The sequence below is a fragment of the Rhizobium sp. BK377 genome, assembly GCF_014193935.1.
Lineage (GTDB): Bacteria > Pseudomonadota > Alphaproteobacteria > Rhizobiales > Rhizobiaceae > Rhizobium.
Genome location: NZ_JACIAC010000003.1, coordinates 350625 through 367456 on the forward strand (window position 1 = coordinate 350625; position 16832 = coordinate 367456).

Genomic DNA, 16832 nt, shown 5'->3' on the forward strand with positions numbered 1-16832 from the left:
TTTAGTTGGTGATGCCAAGCTTCTTGCAACCTTCGGCATATTCGCCGGTGCAGATCTGCTCGGGCGTCTGGATCTTCTTGTCGAAGATTTCAGCCTTGATGTTCTTGGCGGTCACGACGGCAGGGATGAACAGCTCCGAAGGCGTCTTGTAGAGCGTCGTCTTGGCCTCGGGCTTTTCTCCCTTGATCATCTTTACCGCCACATTGGCAGCGGCGGCGGCGACGATTTCGGACGGCTTGGAAATCGTGTTGTACTGGTCGCCGGAAATGATGAGCTGAAGGGCTGCGATCGTCGCATCATTGCCGGTAACCGGCGGAACCGGCTTCACGCCGGCAGCCTTGAAAGCGGCAATCGCACCACCGGCCGTGCCGTCGTTGGCGGCGACAACGCCCTTGATATCGGCGCCGAAGCGGGTGATCTGGCCGGCAGCCCATTCCTGTGCCTTCGGCGGCGCCCATTCCGGCGTGTCAAATTCGGCAAGCGTCTTGTAAGCGGATTCCTTGAGGCCGCGATGGATACCGTCGCGGATCAGGCCGGCGGCCGCATCGGTCGGCGAGCCGTTGATCTCGAGTACGCCAGCACCATCGGCAACGCCTGAAGCTTTCAGATGCTCGACGAGCGACTTGGCGATCGCGTAGCCGATGCCTTCATTGTCGAAGGAGACGTAATAGTCCGCCGGCTTGTCCGGGATCGGGCGGTCATAGGCAATGACCTTGACGTCCTGGGATTGGGCGATTTCGACAAGGCCGGCGGCAGCGGCGGAATCGACAGGATCGAGAACGACCACCTTGGCGCCCTGGGCGATGACCGAGTTGAACTGCTGCTGCTGCAGCGCAGCATCGGCATTGGCGTTCTGATAGATCACAGTGCACTTCGGGCACAACTTCTCCATCTCGGCCTTGAAGCCGGGAAAATCGTGCTGCTCATAGCGTGTGGATGCCTGGTCAGGCATCAGAAAGGCGACAGTCGCGGCTTCCTGAGCCGAGGCGGCGCCGGCAAGACCCATGAAAACGGTCACTGATGCCATAAGCAAATTGCGATAATTCATTTTCTCCTCCTTGGTGTGATCGAAGACAGGCCCAGGCATTGCTGGAAGTCACTACGGTTCGCCCGCTCGCCGCCGCCTTCGTCGCCACGAAAACGACGAGCAAAGCGCCCCTGCAAAAGCACAGCCTTCCCGCAGCTTCTTAGAATACCTCCCTGTACCGGCTTTTCGAACCGGCTTGTATCATCGATTGCGCAATCTTGCTCAATCGATGAAGCAAGAATTGCCACTTCTGTCGTTTGATGTCAAGTTACCGCAAACGGAGACGCGCATTTGAATCAGGTGAAGCAGACCAAGCGGACGACGATTTACGATCTGGCAGAGCTTGCCGGCACATCGGCGAGCGCCGTCAGCGCCGTGCTCAACGGCAACTGGAAGAAGCGCAGGATCAGTGTCCAGCTTGCCGAAAAGATCATGCGCATCGCCGACGAACAGGGTTATGCACTCAACATGCAGGCGAGCCTTCTGAGGCGCGAAAAGTCCCACATCATCGGCATGATCGTGCCGAAATACGATAACCGCTACTTCGGCTCCATCGTCGAAACCTTCGAAGACATGGCGCGAGCGCGCGGCCTCTTCCCAATCATTACCTGCACGCGCCGTGACCCGCAGCTGGAGGTCGAGGCGGCGCGCACCATGCTTTCCTATCAGGTCGAATGCCTGATCGCGACAGGTGCGACTGATCCTGACCGGATCACTGAAATGTGTGCGGCAGCAGGTGTGCGCAGCCTCAATCTCGATCTGCCCGGCGCCCTTGCCCCCTCGGTCATCTCGGACAATTTTGCCGGTGCGCGTGAACTGACGCGCCGGATCTTGAAAAACAGTGAGCAGAGGCTCGGCAAGATGGAGCCGTTGCTTTTCATTGGCGGGCGCGGCAGCGACCACAACACAGCCGAACGTATAAGGGGTTTTCGCGAGGCCCATGCGGATCTCGGCGTTGCAGTGCATGAGGAAAATATTCTTGCCTGCGGGTATGCACCGGAAAAAGCTGAAAAGGCGTTGGACGAGCGCGCCCTTGTCGGCAAGATCCTACCCAAGGGCATGTTCGTCAACTCGACGATTTCACTCGAGGGCGTCATGCGCTGGATCCGCCGCTCCGGTCACCTCGACGACCGCAGCCTTGTGCTCGGCTGCTTCGACTGGGATCCCTTCGTCACCCTGCTCGGCAACGGAATCGAGATGGTACGCCAGGACGTGCCGGGCATGCTGACGAAGGTATTCGAGCTTATCGAATCCGGAGCAAATAAACCCCTCGTCATCCAAGTGCCGCCGCTTATTCCGGAAGTGCAAGGCCCTTGATTGTCCAGGCCCGGGCGGACAGATGCCACGGTGCATTCGATAGTACCGAGGCAGGCCCCGTCGCAGGGCCAAGAAAGGCGCTAGGCACGGCCCGCTTTGGAGCATGCCGGCAGGAATCCGGATTAATCCGATGCCTTAAGGTAAGCGTCGACTTTCGCAATACTCCTGTTTCTGGGATATTGACGTTCAGAAAATCGCTTTCTATGGGAAGTCGCCGACCCAGTGCGGCGGCAGCAACAGGCGTCCGGTCATACGAGGTGGCCGGGCGCTTTTCGTTTGGGAGTTGTGCCTATTTCACGGCCTCCGGCGTGAAGCGGGCATAAAGGGCGTGGCGATTGCCGGGATAGACGAAGCGCACATGCGTGACGGGGCCTGACTTGTTCCAGGTACGTCGTTCGACGACAAGGCATGCGGTCGATGCGGGGATGGAAAGCATGGCCCCCTCCTCCTCATCGACGCCGATTGCGAAGATCTTGTGCTCGGCAGCGCTCCAGGGAACCTGGCTTAAGAGCCACGGGCCGGGTGCAGTCTCCTCAAACGCCTCGTGTGCGGCTTCCGGCACGGTTTGAAGATTGATCAACCTCTTTTCAAGGCAAAACGGTTGTGTCCCCGCGTAGTGGGTGCAGATGATTTCGACGAGGCTGGAATTCTGCTGCAGGTCCAGCATCTGGCGGTCCTGCGCCTGCGCCTTCCTGCGGACGCGCTTTGCGACTTTGTAGGAATAGGCGAGATTGAGGGATTGAACTTCCGCCTTGATATCGTGGATTTCGAGCACCGCGGCCTGGGCTTGCGGCTGCATAACGAAGCTGCCGGATTTCTTGCGGCGTTCGATGAGACCGGCCTTCACCAGCTGGGTCAGGGCCTTGTTTACCGTCATGCGGGAGCAATCGTATTGCTTGGTCAGCTCCACTTCGAAGGGAATGCGGTAGCCCGGCGGCCATTCGCCCGAAACGATACGGCCCTCGATATCACTGAGGATACGCTGGTGTAAGGTCGTTTCCTTGGGTTCATTCATCATTGCGCTCCGGCTTCCCTCCCGCTGTAGCGCCTGGGAAGCGCGGAGGAAAGGTCGTCATGCCGCCAACAACTCGGTCATCGTGGCGGTGAAGCGCCGGTCGATCAGGTCGCGGCGCAGATGCCGGCCATTTTCCACCTGCTTGCGTCCGAGCGCCCAGACACTGTCGACTGCCACATCACCGGCAAAGATCCACTGATCGAGAATCTGGCCTTCGGAAAGATAGGGGACCGCTGTGGTATCAAGCGAGACGATGTCGGCATAATTGCCTGCAGCAAGACCCGCCGGTGCCTTCAATGCCGCACCACCACCGGCTAGCGCGTCTTCAAAGAGGGCCTGGCCGGTGGAGCCGCCAGTGGTGGCGATGACATTGCGGGCGCGCAGCGCCAGACGCTCGGAATATTCGAGCTGGCGAAGTTCCCCGGCAACGGAAATCAGAATATTGGAATCGGACCCGATGCCGAAGCGCCCGGCTTCGGACAAGAATAGCGGCGCCGAAAATGCCCCGTCGCCGAGATTGGCTTCGGTAATCGGGCAGAGGCCGGCAATGGCGCCGCTCCTTGCCGCCCCCCGGGTTTCGTCCGCCGTCATGTGGGTTGCGTGGATGAGGCACCAGCGCTGATCAACCGGCGCATTGTCGAGCAGCCATTGGACAGGTCTTGCGCCGGACCAGGCGAGGCAATCCTCAACCTCCTTGACCTGCTCGGCGACATGAATGTGGATGGGGCCCTTATCGGCAAGCGCAATGGCAACAGACAGTTCGTCCGGCGTGACGGCGCGCAGGCTGTGCGGCGCGACACCAATCTCTGAACCAGGAAGCCTGCCAGTGATCTTCCGGCAGCCCTCCATCAGCCGCGCAAAACTTTCGGCGGAATTGATGAAGCGGCGCTGTCCTTCAATGGGTGCCGCACCGCCAAAGCCGGAATGGGCGTAGAGAACCGGCAACAACGTCAATCCGATGCCGGTTTCGGCACTCGCAGCACCAATCCTTTCCGCCATTTCGGCGATATTTGCATAGGGGCTGCCATCCTTGTCGTGATGCAGATAGTGGAACTCGCCGACGCGGCAGAAGCCGGCTTCCAGCATTTCCATATAAAGTTTCGCCGCTACAGCTTCGACATGGTCCGGCGTCATCGAGAGCGCAAATTTGTACATGACTGTGCGCCAGCTCCAGAAACTATCATTGGCGGGGCCGCGCACTTCCGCAAGCCCTGCCATCGCCCGCTGAAAGGCATGGCTATGGAGGTTCGGCATTGCCGGCAGCAGGACAGAATGACGCTCGTCATCCGCGTCAGACGCAACATCCGTTTCGATTGCGGCAATGCGTCCGTCCGCAAGCGTCAGGCGCACATCCTTGCGCCAGCCTTCGGCCAGCAAGGCAGCCGCCGCATGAAGTTTCGTCATGATCGCTCTCCCGTTTCGCAATTGACCGCTTCGCTTGCCTTTATGCGAAAGGCCATAAATTTCTACTTGTCACCCCTTTTATTATGTATATACATATTCAGCCATAAGGAAAGGCGTAAAGCTGATGAGTGGGAACAAATTTTCCGGATCGGGCCACAAGTCGAGCGCTCGCTCGCTATGGCGCAATGCACGCCTTGCGACCCTGCGGGAGGATCTGCCGGGACTTGGCATTATCGAGAAAGGCGCCGTCGTCTGTGAAGGTGGGCGCATCCTCTATGCCGGCCCGGAAGCCGAACTGCCGTCCTGGCTGATCGAGGCGGCCGACATTACCGACCTTGAAGGCCGCTGGGTCACACCCGGCCTCGTCGACTGCCATACCCACATCGTCTATGGCGGCAACCGCGCGCGGGAATTCGAGATGCGGCTCGAAGGCGCGACCTATGAAGAAATCGCACGCGCCGGCGGCGGCATCGTCTCCTCCGTGAAGGCAACCAACGCGCTGTCCGTCGAAGGCCTCGTCGGGGCCGCGCTGCCGCGGCTCGACACGCTGATCTCGGAAGGTCTGACCACCATCGAGGTCAAGTCCGGTTACGGGCTTAATATCGAGGCAGAACTGAAGATGCTGCGCGCCGCCCGCGCACTCGCAGACCACCGGCCGGTGCGGGTCATCACCTCCTATCTCGGCGCCCATGCAACTCCCGTCGAATACAAGGGACGGAACCAGGATTACATTTCCGATGTCGTCCTGCCGGGCCTGGAGAGGGCACGTGCCGAAGGCCTCGTCGACGCCGTCGACGGCTTCTGCGAAGGCATCGCCTTCTCGGTCGATGAGATCGCACGGGTCTTCGACAAGGCCCGTTCGCTCGGGATTCCCGTCAAGCTCCATGCCGAACAGCTCTCCAATCTCGGCGGCGCGAAACTTGCAGCCTCCTATGGTGCGCTTTCGGCCGATCATCTGGAATATCTGGATGAAGATGGCACGCAGGCAATGGCGGCGGCCGGCACGGTTGCGGTTCTGCTCCCGGGCGCCTTCTACGCCATCAACGAGAAACAGAAACCGCCGGTTCAGGCCTTGAGGCAGGCCGGCGTGCACATCGCAATTGCCACGGACTGCAATCCCGGTACCTCGCCGCTCACGTCCATGCTGCTCACCATGAACATGTCGGCGACGCTGTTCAGACTGACGGTGGAAGAATGCATCGCCGGCGCGACCCGCGAAGGCGCCCGCGCCCTCGGCCTGCTTAGCGAGACCGGCACGATCGAGGCCGGCAAGTCCGCTGATCTGGCGATCTGGGATATCGAGAGCCCCGCCGAGCTCGTCTATCGCATCGGCTTCAACCCGCTTCACACACATATCTTCAAGGGCCAGAGGATCGACCGATGACCATTACCCTGCATCCAGGCTCCGTTTCACTTCAGAATCTCGCAACCATCTACTGGACGGGCGTTCCGGCAAAACTCGACCCGTCCTTTGATGCGGGGATCCTCAAGGCGGCGAAACGTATTGCCGAGATCGCCGCCGGCAATGCGCCGGTCTACGGCATCAATACCGGCTTCGGTAAACTTGCCTCGATCAAGATCGATAGCGCCGATGTGGCAACGCTGCAGCGCAATCTCATCCTTTCCCATTGCTGCGGCGTCGGCGAGCCGCTGCCGGAAAATGTCGTGCGCCTCATCATGGCGCTGAAGCTCGTTTCGCTCGGCCGCGGCGCCTCCGGCGTGCGGCTCGACATCGTGCGGCTGATCGAAGCGATGATGGCGCGCGGCGTCATTCCGGTCATCCCGGAAAAAGGCTCGGTCGGCGCCTCCGGCGATCTTGCCCCGCTTGCCCATATGACGGCCGTGATGATGGGCCACGGCGAGGCCTTCTTCGGAGGCGAAAGGCTGCATGGCGCAACGGCGCTTGTCAAAGCCGGGCTGCAACCGATCGTGCTTGCCGCCAAGGAAGGCCTGGCGATGATCAACGGCACGCAAACCTCGACGGCCCTCGCGCTCGCCGGTCTCTTCCGTGCGCACCGGGCCGCACAATCGGCGCTGATTACCGGCGCCATGTCGACGGATGCGGCCATGGGTTCATCGGCGCCGTTCCATCCCGATATCCATACGCTCCGCGGCCATCGCGGCCAGATCGATACGGCGGCTGCCCTGCGCGCGCTGCTCGAAAATTCGCCGATCCGCCAGAGCCATATCGAAGGCGACGAGCGCGTACAGGATCCCTATTGCATCCGTTGCCAGCCACAGGTCGACGGCGCCTGCCTTGATCTGTTGCGCTCGGTTGCCCGCACGCTGGAGATCGAAGCCAATGCGGTGACCGACAATCCGCTGGTGCTCTCTGACAATTCGGTCGTCTCCGGCGGCAATTTCCACGCCGAGCCCGTTGCCTTCGCCGCCGATCAGATCGCCCTTGCGATCTGCGAGATCGGCGCGATCGCCCAGCGCCGCATCGCGCTGCTCGTCGATCCGGCCCTTTCCTACGGCCTGCCGGCCTTCCTCGCAAAGAAGCCGGGCCTGAATTCCGGCCTGATGATCGCCGAAGTCACCTCCGCCGCGCTGATGAGCGAGAACAAGCAGATGTCGCACCCGGCCTCCGTCGATTCGACACCGACTTCGGCCAACCAGGAAGACCATGTGTCGATGGCCTGCCATGGCGCGCGCCGGCTTCTGCCAATGACCGAAAATCTCTTTGCGATCGTCGGCATCGAGGCGCTCACCGCCGCGCAAGGGGTGGAGCTTCGCGCCCCGCTTGCGACCAGCCCCGAGCTCAAGAAGGCGATCGCCGCCATTCGCGCCGCCGTGCCGTCGCTGGAGGAAGACCGCTACATGGCGAACGATCTAAGGGCGGCAACGGTGCTCGTTGCCGGCGGTGGTCTCAACGCATCCGTTTCAAGCGGTATCTTGCCCGCTCTGGAGGTTTGACATGCCTGTTTTCGAGGTCAAGCAAGGCACTTCCCCCGTCATTCTCGGCTTTCCCCATACCGGTACCGAAGTCCCTTCCGATATCTGGGAGCGCCTTGATGATAACGGCCGGCTGCTTGCCGATACCGACTGGCACATCCACCGGCTCTATGACGGGTTGCTCGACAATCCGACGACGGTGCGCGCGACTTTCCATCGCTATGTGATCGATGCCAACAGGGACCCTTCCGGCACCAGCCTCTATCCCGGCCAGAACACGACCGGGCTGATCCCGGAGACGGATTTCGACGGCAAGGCGATCTGGAAGGATGGGGCAGCGCCGAACGAGGCCGATATCGCCGTCAGGCTGCGCGATTTTCATGCACCCTACCATGCCGCCCTTGCAGCCGAGATTGAACGCGTGAAATCCATTCATGGCATCGCCATTCTCTACGACTGCCACTCCATCCGCTCCCACATTCCTTTCCTCTTCGAGGGCAAGTTGCCGGATTTCAACATCGGCACGGATATGGGCAAGACTTGCGATCCGGCGATCGAGCAGGCGGCCATCGCCATTGCATCCGCTGCGGCAGGTTATGACAGCATCCTCAACGGCCGCTTCAAGGGCGGCTGGACGACGCGCCATTACGGCAAGCCGGCAACCGGCGTCCACGCCATCCAGATGGAACTGGCCCAATCCACGCATCTTGCAACCGAAGAGCCTCCCTTCGCCTATGACGGTGAGGAGGCGGACAATCTGCGCATTCATCTCAAATCCATTCTGACGCGGATCGAAGAGATCGCGCTTGGTCTGAAACGCTAAAAAGGGAACATCATCATGACCGTAAACCCGCGCCACAATATCCGCGAAATCCGTGCGCCCCGCGGGCCAGAGCTCAATGCGAAGAGCTGGATGACCGAAGCGCCGTTGCGCATGCTCATGAACAATCTCGACCCTGACGTTGCCGAAAACCCGCATGAGCTCGTCGTCTATGGCGGCATTGGCCGCGCCGCCCGCACCTGGGATGATTTCGACCGCATCGCCGCCACGCTGAAGACGCTGAACGAGGACGAGACGCTGCTGGTGCAGTCCGGCAAGCCGGTCGGCGTCTTCCGCACCCACAAGGATGCGCCGCGCGTGCTCATCGCCAATTCCAACCTCGTACCGCACTGGGCGACCTGGGACCATTTCAACGAGCTCGATAAAAAGGGCCTTGCCATGTACGGCCAGATGACGGCCGGCTCATGGATCTATATCGGCACGCAGGGCATCGTTCAGGGCACTTACGAAACCTTCGTCGAAGCGGGGCGCCAGCACTATAATGGCGACCTCAAGGGCAAGTGGATCCTGACCGGCGGCCTTGGCGGCATGGGCGGCGCCCAGCCGCTCGCAGCCGTCATGGCCGGCGCTTGCTGCCTGGCCGTCGAATGCGATGAGACCCGCATCGATTTCCGCCTGCGCACCCGCTATGTCGATGAAAAGGCCCATACGCTGGACGAGGCGCTGGAAAAGATCGAGCGCTGGACCAGGGCCGGCGAAGCAAAGTCGGTCGGTCTTCTCGGCAATGCCGCCGAAATCTTCCCGGAACTGGTGGCCCGCATGCAGGCCGGCGGTCCACGCCCCGATATCGTCACCGACCAGACCTCGGCCCATGATCCGCGCAACGGTTATCTGCCGGTCGGCTGGAGCGTCGCCGAAGCCAAGGCCAAGCGCGAAACCGATCCGAAGGCCGTGGAAGCAGCTGCCCGCGCCTCGATGAAGGCGCATGTCGAGGCGATGGTCGCCTTCTGGGATGCCGGCGTTCCCACACTCGACTATGGCAACAATATCCGCCAGGTCGCCAAGGACGAGGGTCTGGAAAACGCCTTCGCCTTCCCGGGCTTCGTACCGGCCTATATCCGCCCGCTCTTCTGCCGCGGCATTGGCCCGTTCCGCTGGGCGGCCCTCTCGGGTGATCCCGAGGATATCTACAAGACCGACGCCAAGGTGAAGGAGCTCTTGCCCGACAACAAGCATCTGCACAACTGGCTCGACATGGCCAGGGAGCGCATCGCCTTCCAGGGTCTGCCCGCCCGCATCTGCTGGGTCGGTCTCGGCGACCGCCACAAGCTCGGCCTTGCTTTCAACGAGATGGTCAAGAACGGCGAGCTGAAAGCGCCCGTCGTCATCGGCCGCGACCACCTCGATTCCGGTTCCGTCGCTTCGCCGAACCGCGAGACGGAAGCAATGAAGGACGGCTCGGATGCTGTCTCCGACTGGCCGCTCCTGAACGCGCTGCTCAACACCGCGTCGGGCGCCACCTGGGTATCGCTGCATCACGGTGGCGGCGTCGGCATGGGCTTCTCGCAGCATTCCGGCATGGTCATTTGCGCCGACGGTACTGACGATGCGGCCCGCCGTCTTGGAAATGTTCTCTGGAACGATCCGGCGACCGGTGTCATGCGCCATGCCGATGCCGGCTACGACATCGCGATCGATTGCGCCAAGGACAAGGGCCTGCGCCTGCCCGGCATCCTCGGAAACTGAGCCATGAAGATCCTGCGCGCCGCCGATCACAAACGCATGCCGTGGAAGAACGGCGGCGGAGAAACGGTGGAAATCGCCGTTTCGCCGCCGGACGCGGGGCTTGCCGGCTTTGACTGGCGGGTCAGCATGGCAACCGTTGCCGCCGACGGCCCCTTCTCCGTCTTTCCCGGGATCGACCGCACACTGTCGATCCTGGAAGGCGATGGCATGCACCTCTTCATAGAAGGTCGCGCGCCGGTTCTTCTGACGCAGGAAAGCGATCCATTTTTCTTTCCGGCAGATGTTTCCGTTAGCGCCGAATTGACGGATGGCACAATCACCGATCTCAACGTGATGACCCGTCGGGACAGGCTCCGGCATAACGTGCTTCGCCTCGCAGTCGACGGGCGGCAAGAACTGCCCCTGACTGGCGAGCAGTCGCTTCTCTTTTGCCATCGCGGCCATACGGACGTTAATCTTGCGAAAGACAAGATCGCTCTCGTCGCGGGCGATGCGATGCTCCTCGAAGAGGCCGTCGGTGGATCCCTGCAATTGCACGGCAATGCCCTGCTCTACGCGATCACCATCGCGGCAATCTGATGGCGTTTTATCCCGCCGCAGCGCCATCATAATGTCTAGACAAAACAATTCGGGCATGCGTTAAATACATTTAATGGGCACCCAGCAAGGGCGCCTAAAATAAGAGCAGGGAAATTCGGATCATGAAAAAAACTGGGATGTTTGCCGCCGCTTTTGCAGCGGTCCTCGCCGCAACAGCCGCTCACGCCGCAGATACCAAAGTCGCGATCGGCATTTCTGGCTGGACCGGTTTTGCACCGCTCACACTTGCCAAGGAAGCCGGCATCTTCAAGAGGCACGGGCTTGACGTCACCATCACCAAGGTTCCGCAGGCAAGCCGGCATCTGGCGCTTGCCTCCGGCGACATCCAGTGCGCCGCCACCACGGTGGAAACCTGGATCGTCTGGAATGCGGCCGGCGTTGCGACCACGCAGATCTTCCAGCTCGATGTTTCGCATGGCGCCGACGGCATTGCGGCAAAGCCCGGCATCGAAAAGATCGCCGATCTCAAGGGCAAGTCGGTCGCCGCATCAGCGCCGGGCACGTCTCCCTATTTCCTGCTCGCCTTCATCCTCGCCAAGAACGGCCTCAGCATGAAGGACGTGAAAGTCGTCAACATGGAGCCGGGTCCCGCGGCGCAGGCGCTGCTTGCCGGTCAGAATGATGCGGCCGTGACCTATGAGCCCTATCTTTCCAGCGTTCGAAATGCGCCCGACAAGGGCAAGATCATTGCCACGACCCTCGATTATCCGGCCGTCATGGATACATTCGGCTGCACTACGGCCTTCCTGAAGGACAATCCGGAAGCCGCCAAGGCGCTTGCCGCGAGCTATTATGACGCGCTCGAGATGATCAAGACGGACAAGGACAAGTCCTTCGAGATCATGGGCAAGGATGTGAAGCAGTCCGGCAAGGAATTCGGCGAGTCGGCCGCCTACCTCGAATGGCAGGACAAGGCCGCGGCTCAGAATTTCTTCAAGACCACCTTCAAGAGCTTCAATGAAGAGGCCGCCGATCTTCTGCTGCAAGCCGGCGTCATCAAGGCAAAACCCGACCTTTCGACGCTCGCAGACCCCTCCTTCATTCAGTAACAGGCACAGATGCCGGGGAGCGCCGCCAGAGCGCTCCCTGTTTTCCGGCAAGGCACCGCATGCGTCCACTTCAACCTATCGGCTCGGGCAGCCGGCTGCTCTTCGGCCTGCTGTTTTTCATTCTCTTCTTCGCCGCCTGGGGCTATGCGACGCTTGGCGGCTACGTGTCGAAAACCTTTCTCGCCGATCCGATCACCATGGTGCAGGACGGCTATGACCTGCTCGTCAACCAGGGTTTTCTCTTCGATATCGGCATGACGGTCTGGCGCGTCGTTGGCGGCTTCATCCTCTCGGCGCTGGTCGCCGTGCCGCTCGGCATCCTGATGGGCGCCTATAAGCCGATCGAAGCATTGCTCGAACCCTTCGTCTCCTTCGCACGCTATCTGCCGGCCTCCGCCTTCGTGCCCCTCTTGATCCTGTGGGCCGGCATCGGCGAGACGCAGAAGCTGCTCGTCATCTTCATCGGCGCGGTTTTCCACATCGTCCTCATGGTCGCGGTTGCCGTTTCCGGCACGCGCCGCGATCTCGTCGAGGCCGCCTATACGCTCGGCGCCGGGGATAGCGGCGTCGTCCGCCGCGTGCTCATTCCGGCAAATGCGCCCGATATTGCCGAAATCCTGCGTCTCGTGCTCGGATGGGCGTGGACCTATGTCATCGTCGCCGAGCTGATCGGCGCATCCTCCGGCATCGGCTACATGATCATCAACAGCCAGGCGCTGCTCGCCACCGGTCAGATCATTTTCGGCATCATCGTCATCGGTCTGATCGGGCTCATTTCCGACTTCGCCTTCAAATGGCTGAACCGCTGGCTGTTTGCCTGGAGGCTCGCATGAGCGAACTCGTCATCAAGGGGGTCAGCCGCACTTTTCCCGGCGTGCGGGGTGGCTCCCCAACGCTTGCCCTGCAGCCGACCGATCTCGATATCGCCAAGAACGATTTCGTCACCGTGCTTGGCCCTTCCGGCTGTGGAAAATCGACGCTGTTGCGCATTATCGCCGGCCTCGACTTCCCCTCGACAGGCACGGTCACGCTGGAAGGGCGCGAGGTGAAGGGACCGGGAGCCGACCGCGGCATGGTCTTCCAGTCCTATACGCTTTTTCCCTGGCTGACGGTGCGCGACAACATCGCCTTCGGCCTGCGCGAAAAAGGCATGGCGGAGAAGGAAAAGAACGAGATCGTCGCAAGCTATGTCGCCAAGGTCGGCTTGCGCGGCTTTGAGAACCATTGGCCTAAACAGCTGTCCGGCGGCATGCAGCAAAGAACCGCGATTGCCCGGGCGCTTGCCAACAATCCAAAGATCCTGCTGCTCGACGAACCTTTCGGCGCGCTCGACAACCAGACGCGCGGCCTCATGCAGGAACTGCTGCTCGGCATCTGGGAACGGGAGCAGAAGACCGTGATCTTCGTCACACACGACATCGAGGAAGCCGTTTTCATGGCATCACGCGTCGTCACCATGACGGCGCGACCTGGAAAGATCAAATCGATCACGCCGGTCAATCTTCCGCATCCGCGCCATTACACGATCAAGGCGAGCCCGGAATTTTCAGAACTGCGCCTCAAGCTGACGGAAGATATCCGCAGCGAAGCGATTGCGGCTGCCGAGCACGGATAACCACAAACTTCCATATACAACCAATTTATTCCTCGAAGACCTTGCCGCTGCGCGTTTCCAGCCGGTAGCGGTTTCCGGGATAGACAAGACGCGCCATGGAGACGACCTGGCGCGCTGACCAGGTGCGGCGGCGAATGGCAAGGCACGGTTCGTTCTGCAGGATGGTCAGGAGCTTGCATTCCCAGGCCCGCGGCGTCACCGCTTCGACGATGTGTTCCGAGCCGCTCAAGGGGGCCGCAGCCGTCAGGTAAGCATTCGGCGTCAGCGTCGAAAAATCCTGCGCCAGGTAGTCGGGGGCGGCTCCCGGATTGACGAAACGGTCCTCGATCTGGACGGGAACACCGTTCTCACTATGGACGATCAGCGAGTGGAAAACCGGCGCACCGATGTCGAGTTCGAGCGCATCGGCAATGTCGGGAGAAGCCGTCTCCTCGGCGAGAACGATAACTGTCGCCTCATGTGTATGACCGCGCTCGGCGATCTCGTCGGCGATGTTGCGCACCTCGAAAAGGGCGGAATGCCCCTTGGGTTCGGCAACGAAGGAGCCGACGCCCTGGATGCGCACGAGCTCGCCTTCATTTGCCAGTTCCCGCAGCGCCCGGTTGGCGGTCATTTTGGAGACGCCGAGCTCCACCACCAGCTCGTTTTCAGAGGGCACGCGGTGGCGCGGCGGCCATTCACCGCTGCGGATCCGGTCGAGAATAACCTGCTTGACGCCGGCATAAAGCGGCGCACTATCATTCTCCGCGAGCTCGCGCTTCATCTCGTTGGGACGCTTCATTGCCTATTCCCTTTGCAAGAATGGAATCTGCCTCTTATTCCGACTTTCCTCTTGCATATCACAAAATATCTCATATGGTACCCTATACAACCTACCGATCTGAAAATGAACAGAGGATCAAGGTGGGCAAGCCGGCGAAGATCGGCGTTCATGCCGCAAGGTCTGTCCAATCTCAGAGGAGATCACATCAATGAAGCTCAGCACGATTCTTCTTTCCTGCGCGATGACGGCAGCAGCCTTTGCGGCTCCCGCTTCCGCCAAGGACTGGACGAAGGCGACCATCACGCTCGAAGGCGCCTACGCTCCCTGGAACCTCACCAATGCCGACGGCACGCTCGGCGGCTTCGAACCGGAACTCGCCAAGGTCCTGTGCGAACGCGCCAAGATCGAGTGCACGCTGGTCGCCTCCGACTGGGACGGCATGATCCCGGCGCTGAACGCCGGCAAGTTCGACGTCATCATGGATGCGCTGTCGATCACAGACGAGCGCAAGCAGGTCATCGACTTCACTGTTCCCTATGCCGCGACACCGGCCGCCTTTGCGACCGCCAAGGATAGTCCGCTCGCCAATGCCGCCGGCACCGGTGCCACGATCAAGATGACGCCCGGTCAGACCGGCGTGAAGGAAATCGACGCGCTCAAGGAAGTGTTCAAGGGCAAGACGATCGGCATCCAGGCGGCAACCGTCTATGCCAAATTCGTCTATGACAATTTCGGCAGCATCGCCGAAATCCGCGAATACAAGACAGGCGCCGATCGCGACCTCGACCTGCAGAACGGCCGTATCGATCTCGGTTTCGACGACGCCGTCTATTTCGCCAACGCCTTTGCATCCGCCAACGACACGCTCGCCTTCACCGGCCCTGAAATCGTCGGCTCGATCTGGGGCGAAGGCGAAGGCCTCGGCATCCGCAAGGCCGATACGGACCTGCGCGACAAATTCAACGAAGCGATCAAGTCGGCGCTTGCCGACGGTACGGTCAAGAACCTGTCCATGAAATGGTTCAAGGTCGACGTCAGCCCGCAGAACTGAGCTTTCGACAGAAAGCCGCGTGCCGTGGTCTCCGCTTTGTGATCGGAGACCACGTGCTATTCTGACCGCCCGTCATCACGACGAAGACAGCGCTGGGAAGGCCCATGGCGACACTCGAACTCATAGGTTTCGGTTCAACCGGATGGGGGGCTTTCCTCCTCCTCGGTGCCCTGCTGACGCTCTGCGTCACCGCCACGGCGCTGGCGATCGGCGCGGTGCTTGGCGCGATCATCGCGGCCGCGAAACTCTCCGGTAACGTCGTGCTCACCACGATCGGCCATGTCTATACCACCGTCTTCCGCGGTGTGCCGGAGCTGCTGATCATCTATCTCATCTATTTCGGCGGCTCTTCGGCGGTGACCGCGATCGGCCGGTCCATGGGCTATGAGGGTTTTCTCGGCCTGCCGTCCTTTGCCGCCGGCGCGCTTGCCGTTGGCATCATCTCGGGCGCCTATCAGGCGGAGGTCTATCGTGGCGCCTACAACGCTATTTCCAAGGGTGAGCTCGAGGCAGCTTCGGCAATTGGCATGCATCGCGGCCTGCGATTTCGCCGCATCATCATTCCTCAGGTCCTGCGCCTTGCCATTCCCGGCCTCGGCAATGTCTGGCAGTTGAGCCTGAAGGATTCTGCGCTGATTTCGGTCACCGGCCTTGCCGAGTTGATGCGCTCGAGCCAAGTCGCTGCGGGTTCGACCCGGCAATATTTCCTCTTCTATATCGTCGGCGGCGCGCTCTACCTGATCCTCACCAGCCTGTCGGACCGCGTCTTCAATGGCGCCGAGCGCAAGGCCAATCGCAGCATGCCGGCTTCGGCCATGGGCCAGGCATAGGAGGGGCAGATGGATATCGCCTTCCTTTTCAGCACCATGGTCACGCTCTTGAAAGCCGTGCCGACGACGCTGATCCTGTTCTTCCTGTCGATCTCCTTCGGCGGTTTGCTGGCGCTCGTCATCGTCGCCATGCGCGTCAGCGGCAATCCGATCCTCTCCGGCTTCGCCAAGGGCTATATCTTCGTCTTCCGCGGCTCGCCGCTCTTGATCCAGATGTTCCTGGTTTTTTACGGGCTCGGCCAGTTCGGCGTCATCCGCTATTCCTTCCTCTGGCCCTTCCTGCGCGAGCCAATGGTCTGCGCGGTTCTCTCGCTCGCACTCTGTACTGCCGGATACTCGGCCGAGATCTTCCGCGGCGGCATTCGCGCCGTCTCGCCGAAAGAAATCGAGGCAGCTCGCGCGATTGGCATGTCGGGCTTTCTGATGGTGCGCCGCATCCTGGCACCGATTGCCTTTCGGCATGCGCTGCCGGCCTATTCGACCGAGATCGTCCTGATGATGAAATCGACAGCACTCGCCAGCCTCGTAACGGTCTGGGAAGTGACGGGTGTCGCGCAGCGGTTGATCTCGCAGACCTACCGTACGATGGAGGTCTTCCTCTGTGCGGCCATCATCTACCTCGTTTTGAATTTCATCATCCTGCAGGCCATGTCCCTCCTGGAATACTGGCTATCCCGACATCGCCGCGCCATTCCAGCGGCGCTGAAGGCGTGAACCTGCCTGAACATGATTGGAGCTT

General features: G+C 60.9%; 16 protein-coding genes. 12 read left to right on the forward strand and 4 right to left on the reverse strand.

Features of this window, described 5'->3' with window-relative positions; translation table 11 throughout:
• Position 1: 1 nt before the first annotated feature.
• A complete protein-coding gene (locus FHT92_RS16250; RefSeq protein ID WP_183826998.1) occupies positions 2-1048 on the reverse strand; it encodes a sugar ABC transporter substrate-binding protein in 1047 nt (348 codons plus the stop codon).
• 270 nt (positions 1049-1318) lie between these two features.
• On the opposite strand from FHT92_RS16250, the gene FHT92_RS16255 reads away from it, so the two are divergent.
• On the forward strand, positions 1319-2344 hold the full coding sequence (locus FHT92_RS16255; protein ID WP_183742381.1) for a substrate-binding domain-containing protein: 1026 nt from the start codon (positions 1319-1321) through the stop codon (positions 2342-2344).
• Between the two features lie 289 nt (positions 2345-2633).
• Here FHT92_RS16255 and hutC (FHT92_RS16260) read toward each other — a convergent pair whose 3' ends face one another.
• Together hutC (FHT92_RS16260) and FHT92_RS16265 are read right to left on the reverse strand one after the other, a co-directional pair.
• Positions 2634-3359 (reverse strand): histidine utilization repressor, encoded by a 726-nt coding sequence (gene hutC / locus FHT92_RS16260; protein WP_183743436.1) that lies wholly within the window; start codon positions 3357-3359, stop codon positions 2634-2636.
• A gap of 57 nt (positions 3360-3416) precedes the next feature.
• Positions 3417-4763 (reverse strand): formimidoylglutamate deiminase, encoded by a 1347-nt coding sequence (locus FHT92_RS16265; RefSeq protein ID WP_183827001.1) that lies wholly within the window; start codon positions 4761-4763, stop codon positions 3417-3419.
• A gap of 124 nt (positions 4764-4887) precedes the next feature.
• On the opposite strand from FHT92_RS16265, the gene hutI reads away from it, so the two are divergent.
• The 8 genes from hutI to FHT92_RS16305 all read left to right on the forward strand — a co-directional run bounded on the left by hutI (position 4888) and on the right by FHT92_RS16305 (position 13449).
• Positions 4888-6147 carry an imidazolonepropionase gene (hutI, locus tag FHT92_RS16270; RefSeq protein WP_183827004.1) on the forward strand — a complete coding sequence of 420 codons (1260 nt, stop codon included), beginning with the start codon at positions 4888-4890 and terminating at the stop codon, positions 6145-6147.
• Entirely contained in the window at positions 6144-7679 is a 1536-nt protein-coding gene (hutH, locus tag FHT92_RS16275; RefSeq protein ID WP_183827007.1) for a histidine ammonia-lyase, read from the forward strand. The genes hutI and hutH overlap by 4 nt, the downstream gene beginning before the upstream one ends.
• Position 7680: 1 nt before the next feature.
• Positions 7681-8481 carry an N-formylglutamate deformylase gene (gene hutG, locus FHT92_RS16280; RefSeq protein ID WP_183742373.1) on the forward strand — a complete coding sequence of 267 codons (801 nt, stop codon included), beginning with the start codon at positions 7681-7683 and terminating at the stop codon, positions 8479-8481.
• Between the two features lie 15 nt (positions 8482-8496).
• The gene (hutU, locus tag FHT92_RS16285) at positions 8497-10185 is read left to right on the forward strand and encodes a urocanate hydratase (protein ID WP_183742371.1); all 1689 of its coding nucleotides are present in this window, start codon (positions 8497-8499) and stop codon (positions 10183-10185) included.
• A 3-nt stretch (positions 10186-10188) separates the two neighbouring features.
• Positions 10189-10764, forward strand: a complete 576-nt coding sequence (locus tag FHT92_RS16290; protein WP_183827010.1) for a HutD family protein — start codon at positions 10189-10191, stop codon at positions 10762-10764.
• Between the two features lie 122 nt (positions 10765-10886).
• Positions 10887-11834: an ABC transporter substrate-binding protein gene (locus FHT92_RS16295; RefSeq protein WP_183827013.1), complete on the forward strand. Its 948-nt coding sequence runs from the start codon at positions 10887-10889 to the stop codon at positions 11832-11834.
• 59 nt (positions 11835-11893) lie between these two features.
• Positions 11894-12667, forward strand: coding sequence for an ABC transporter permease (locus tag FHT92_RS16300; protein WP_183827016.1), 774 nt, complete (start codon positions 11894-11896; stop codon positions 12665-12667).
• Positions 12664-13449: an ABC transporter ATP-binding protein gene (locus tag FHT92_RS16305; protein WP_183827019.1), complete on the forward strand. Its 786-nt coding sequence runs from the start codon at positions 12664-12666 to the stop codon at positions 13447-13449. Before FHT92_RS16300 ends, FHT92_RS16305 begins: the two co-directional genes overlap by 4 nt.
• 25 nt (positions 13450-13474) lie before the next feature.
• Here FHT92_RS16305 and hutC (FHT92_RS16310) read toward each other — a convergent pair whose 3' ends face one another.
• Positions 13475-14230 carry a histidine utilization repressor gene (hutC, locus tag FHT92_RS16310; RefSeq protein WP_183827022.1) on the reverse strand — a complete coding sequence of 252 codons (756 nt, stop codon included), beginning with the start codon at positions 14228-14230 and terminating at the stop codon, positions 13475-13477.
• 190 nt (positions 14231-14420) lie between these two features.
• Here hutC (FHT92_RS16310) and FHT92_RS16315 point away from each other — a divergent pair, with 190 nt between their 5' ends.
• The 3 genes from FHT92_RS16315 to FHT92_RS16325 all read left to right on the forward strand — a co-directional run bounded on the left by FHT92_RS16315 (position 14421) and on the right by FHT92_RS16325 (position 16807).
• Positions 14421-15263, forward strand: a complete 843-nt coding sequence (locus FHT92_RS16315; RefSeq protein WP_183827025.1) for a transporter substrate-binding domain-containing protein — start codon at positions 14421-14423, stop codon at positions 15261-15263.
• A gap of 104 nt (positions 15264-15367) precedes the next feature.
• Entirely contained in the window at positions 15368-16093 is a 726-nt protein-coding gene (locus tag FHT92_RS16320; protein WP_183827028.1) for an ABC transporter permease, read from the forward strand.
• Positions 16094-16102: 9 nt separating this feature from the next.
• The gene (locus FHT92_RS16325; protein WP_183742355.1) at positions 16103-16807 is read left to right on the forward strand and encodes an ABC transporter permease; all 705 of its coding nucleotides are present in this window, start codon (positions 16103-16105) and stop codon (positions 16805-16807) included.
• Positions 16808-16832 lie beyond the last annotated feature (25 nt).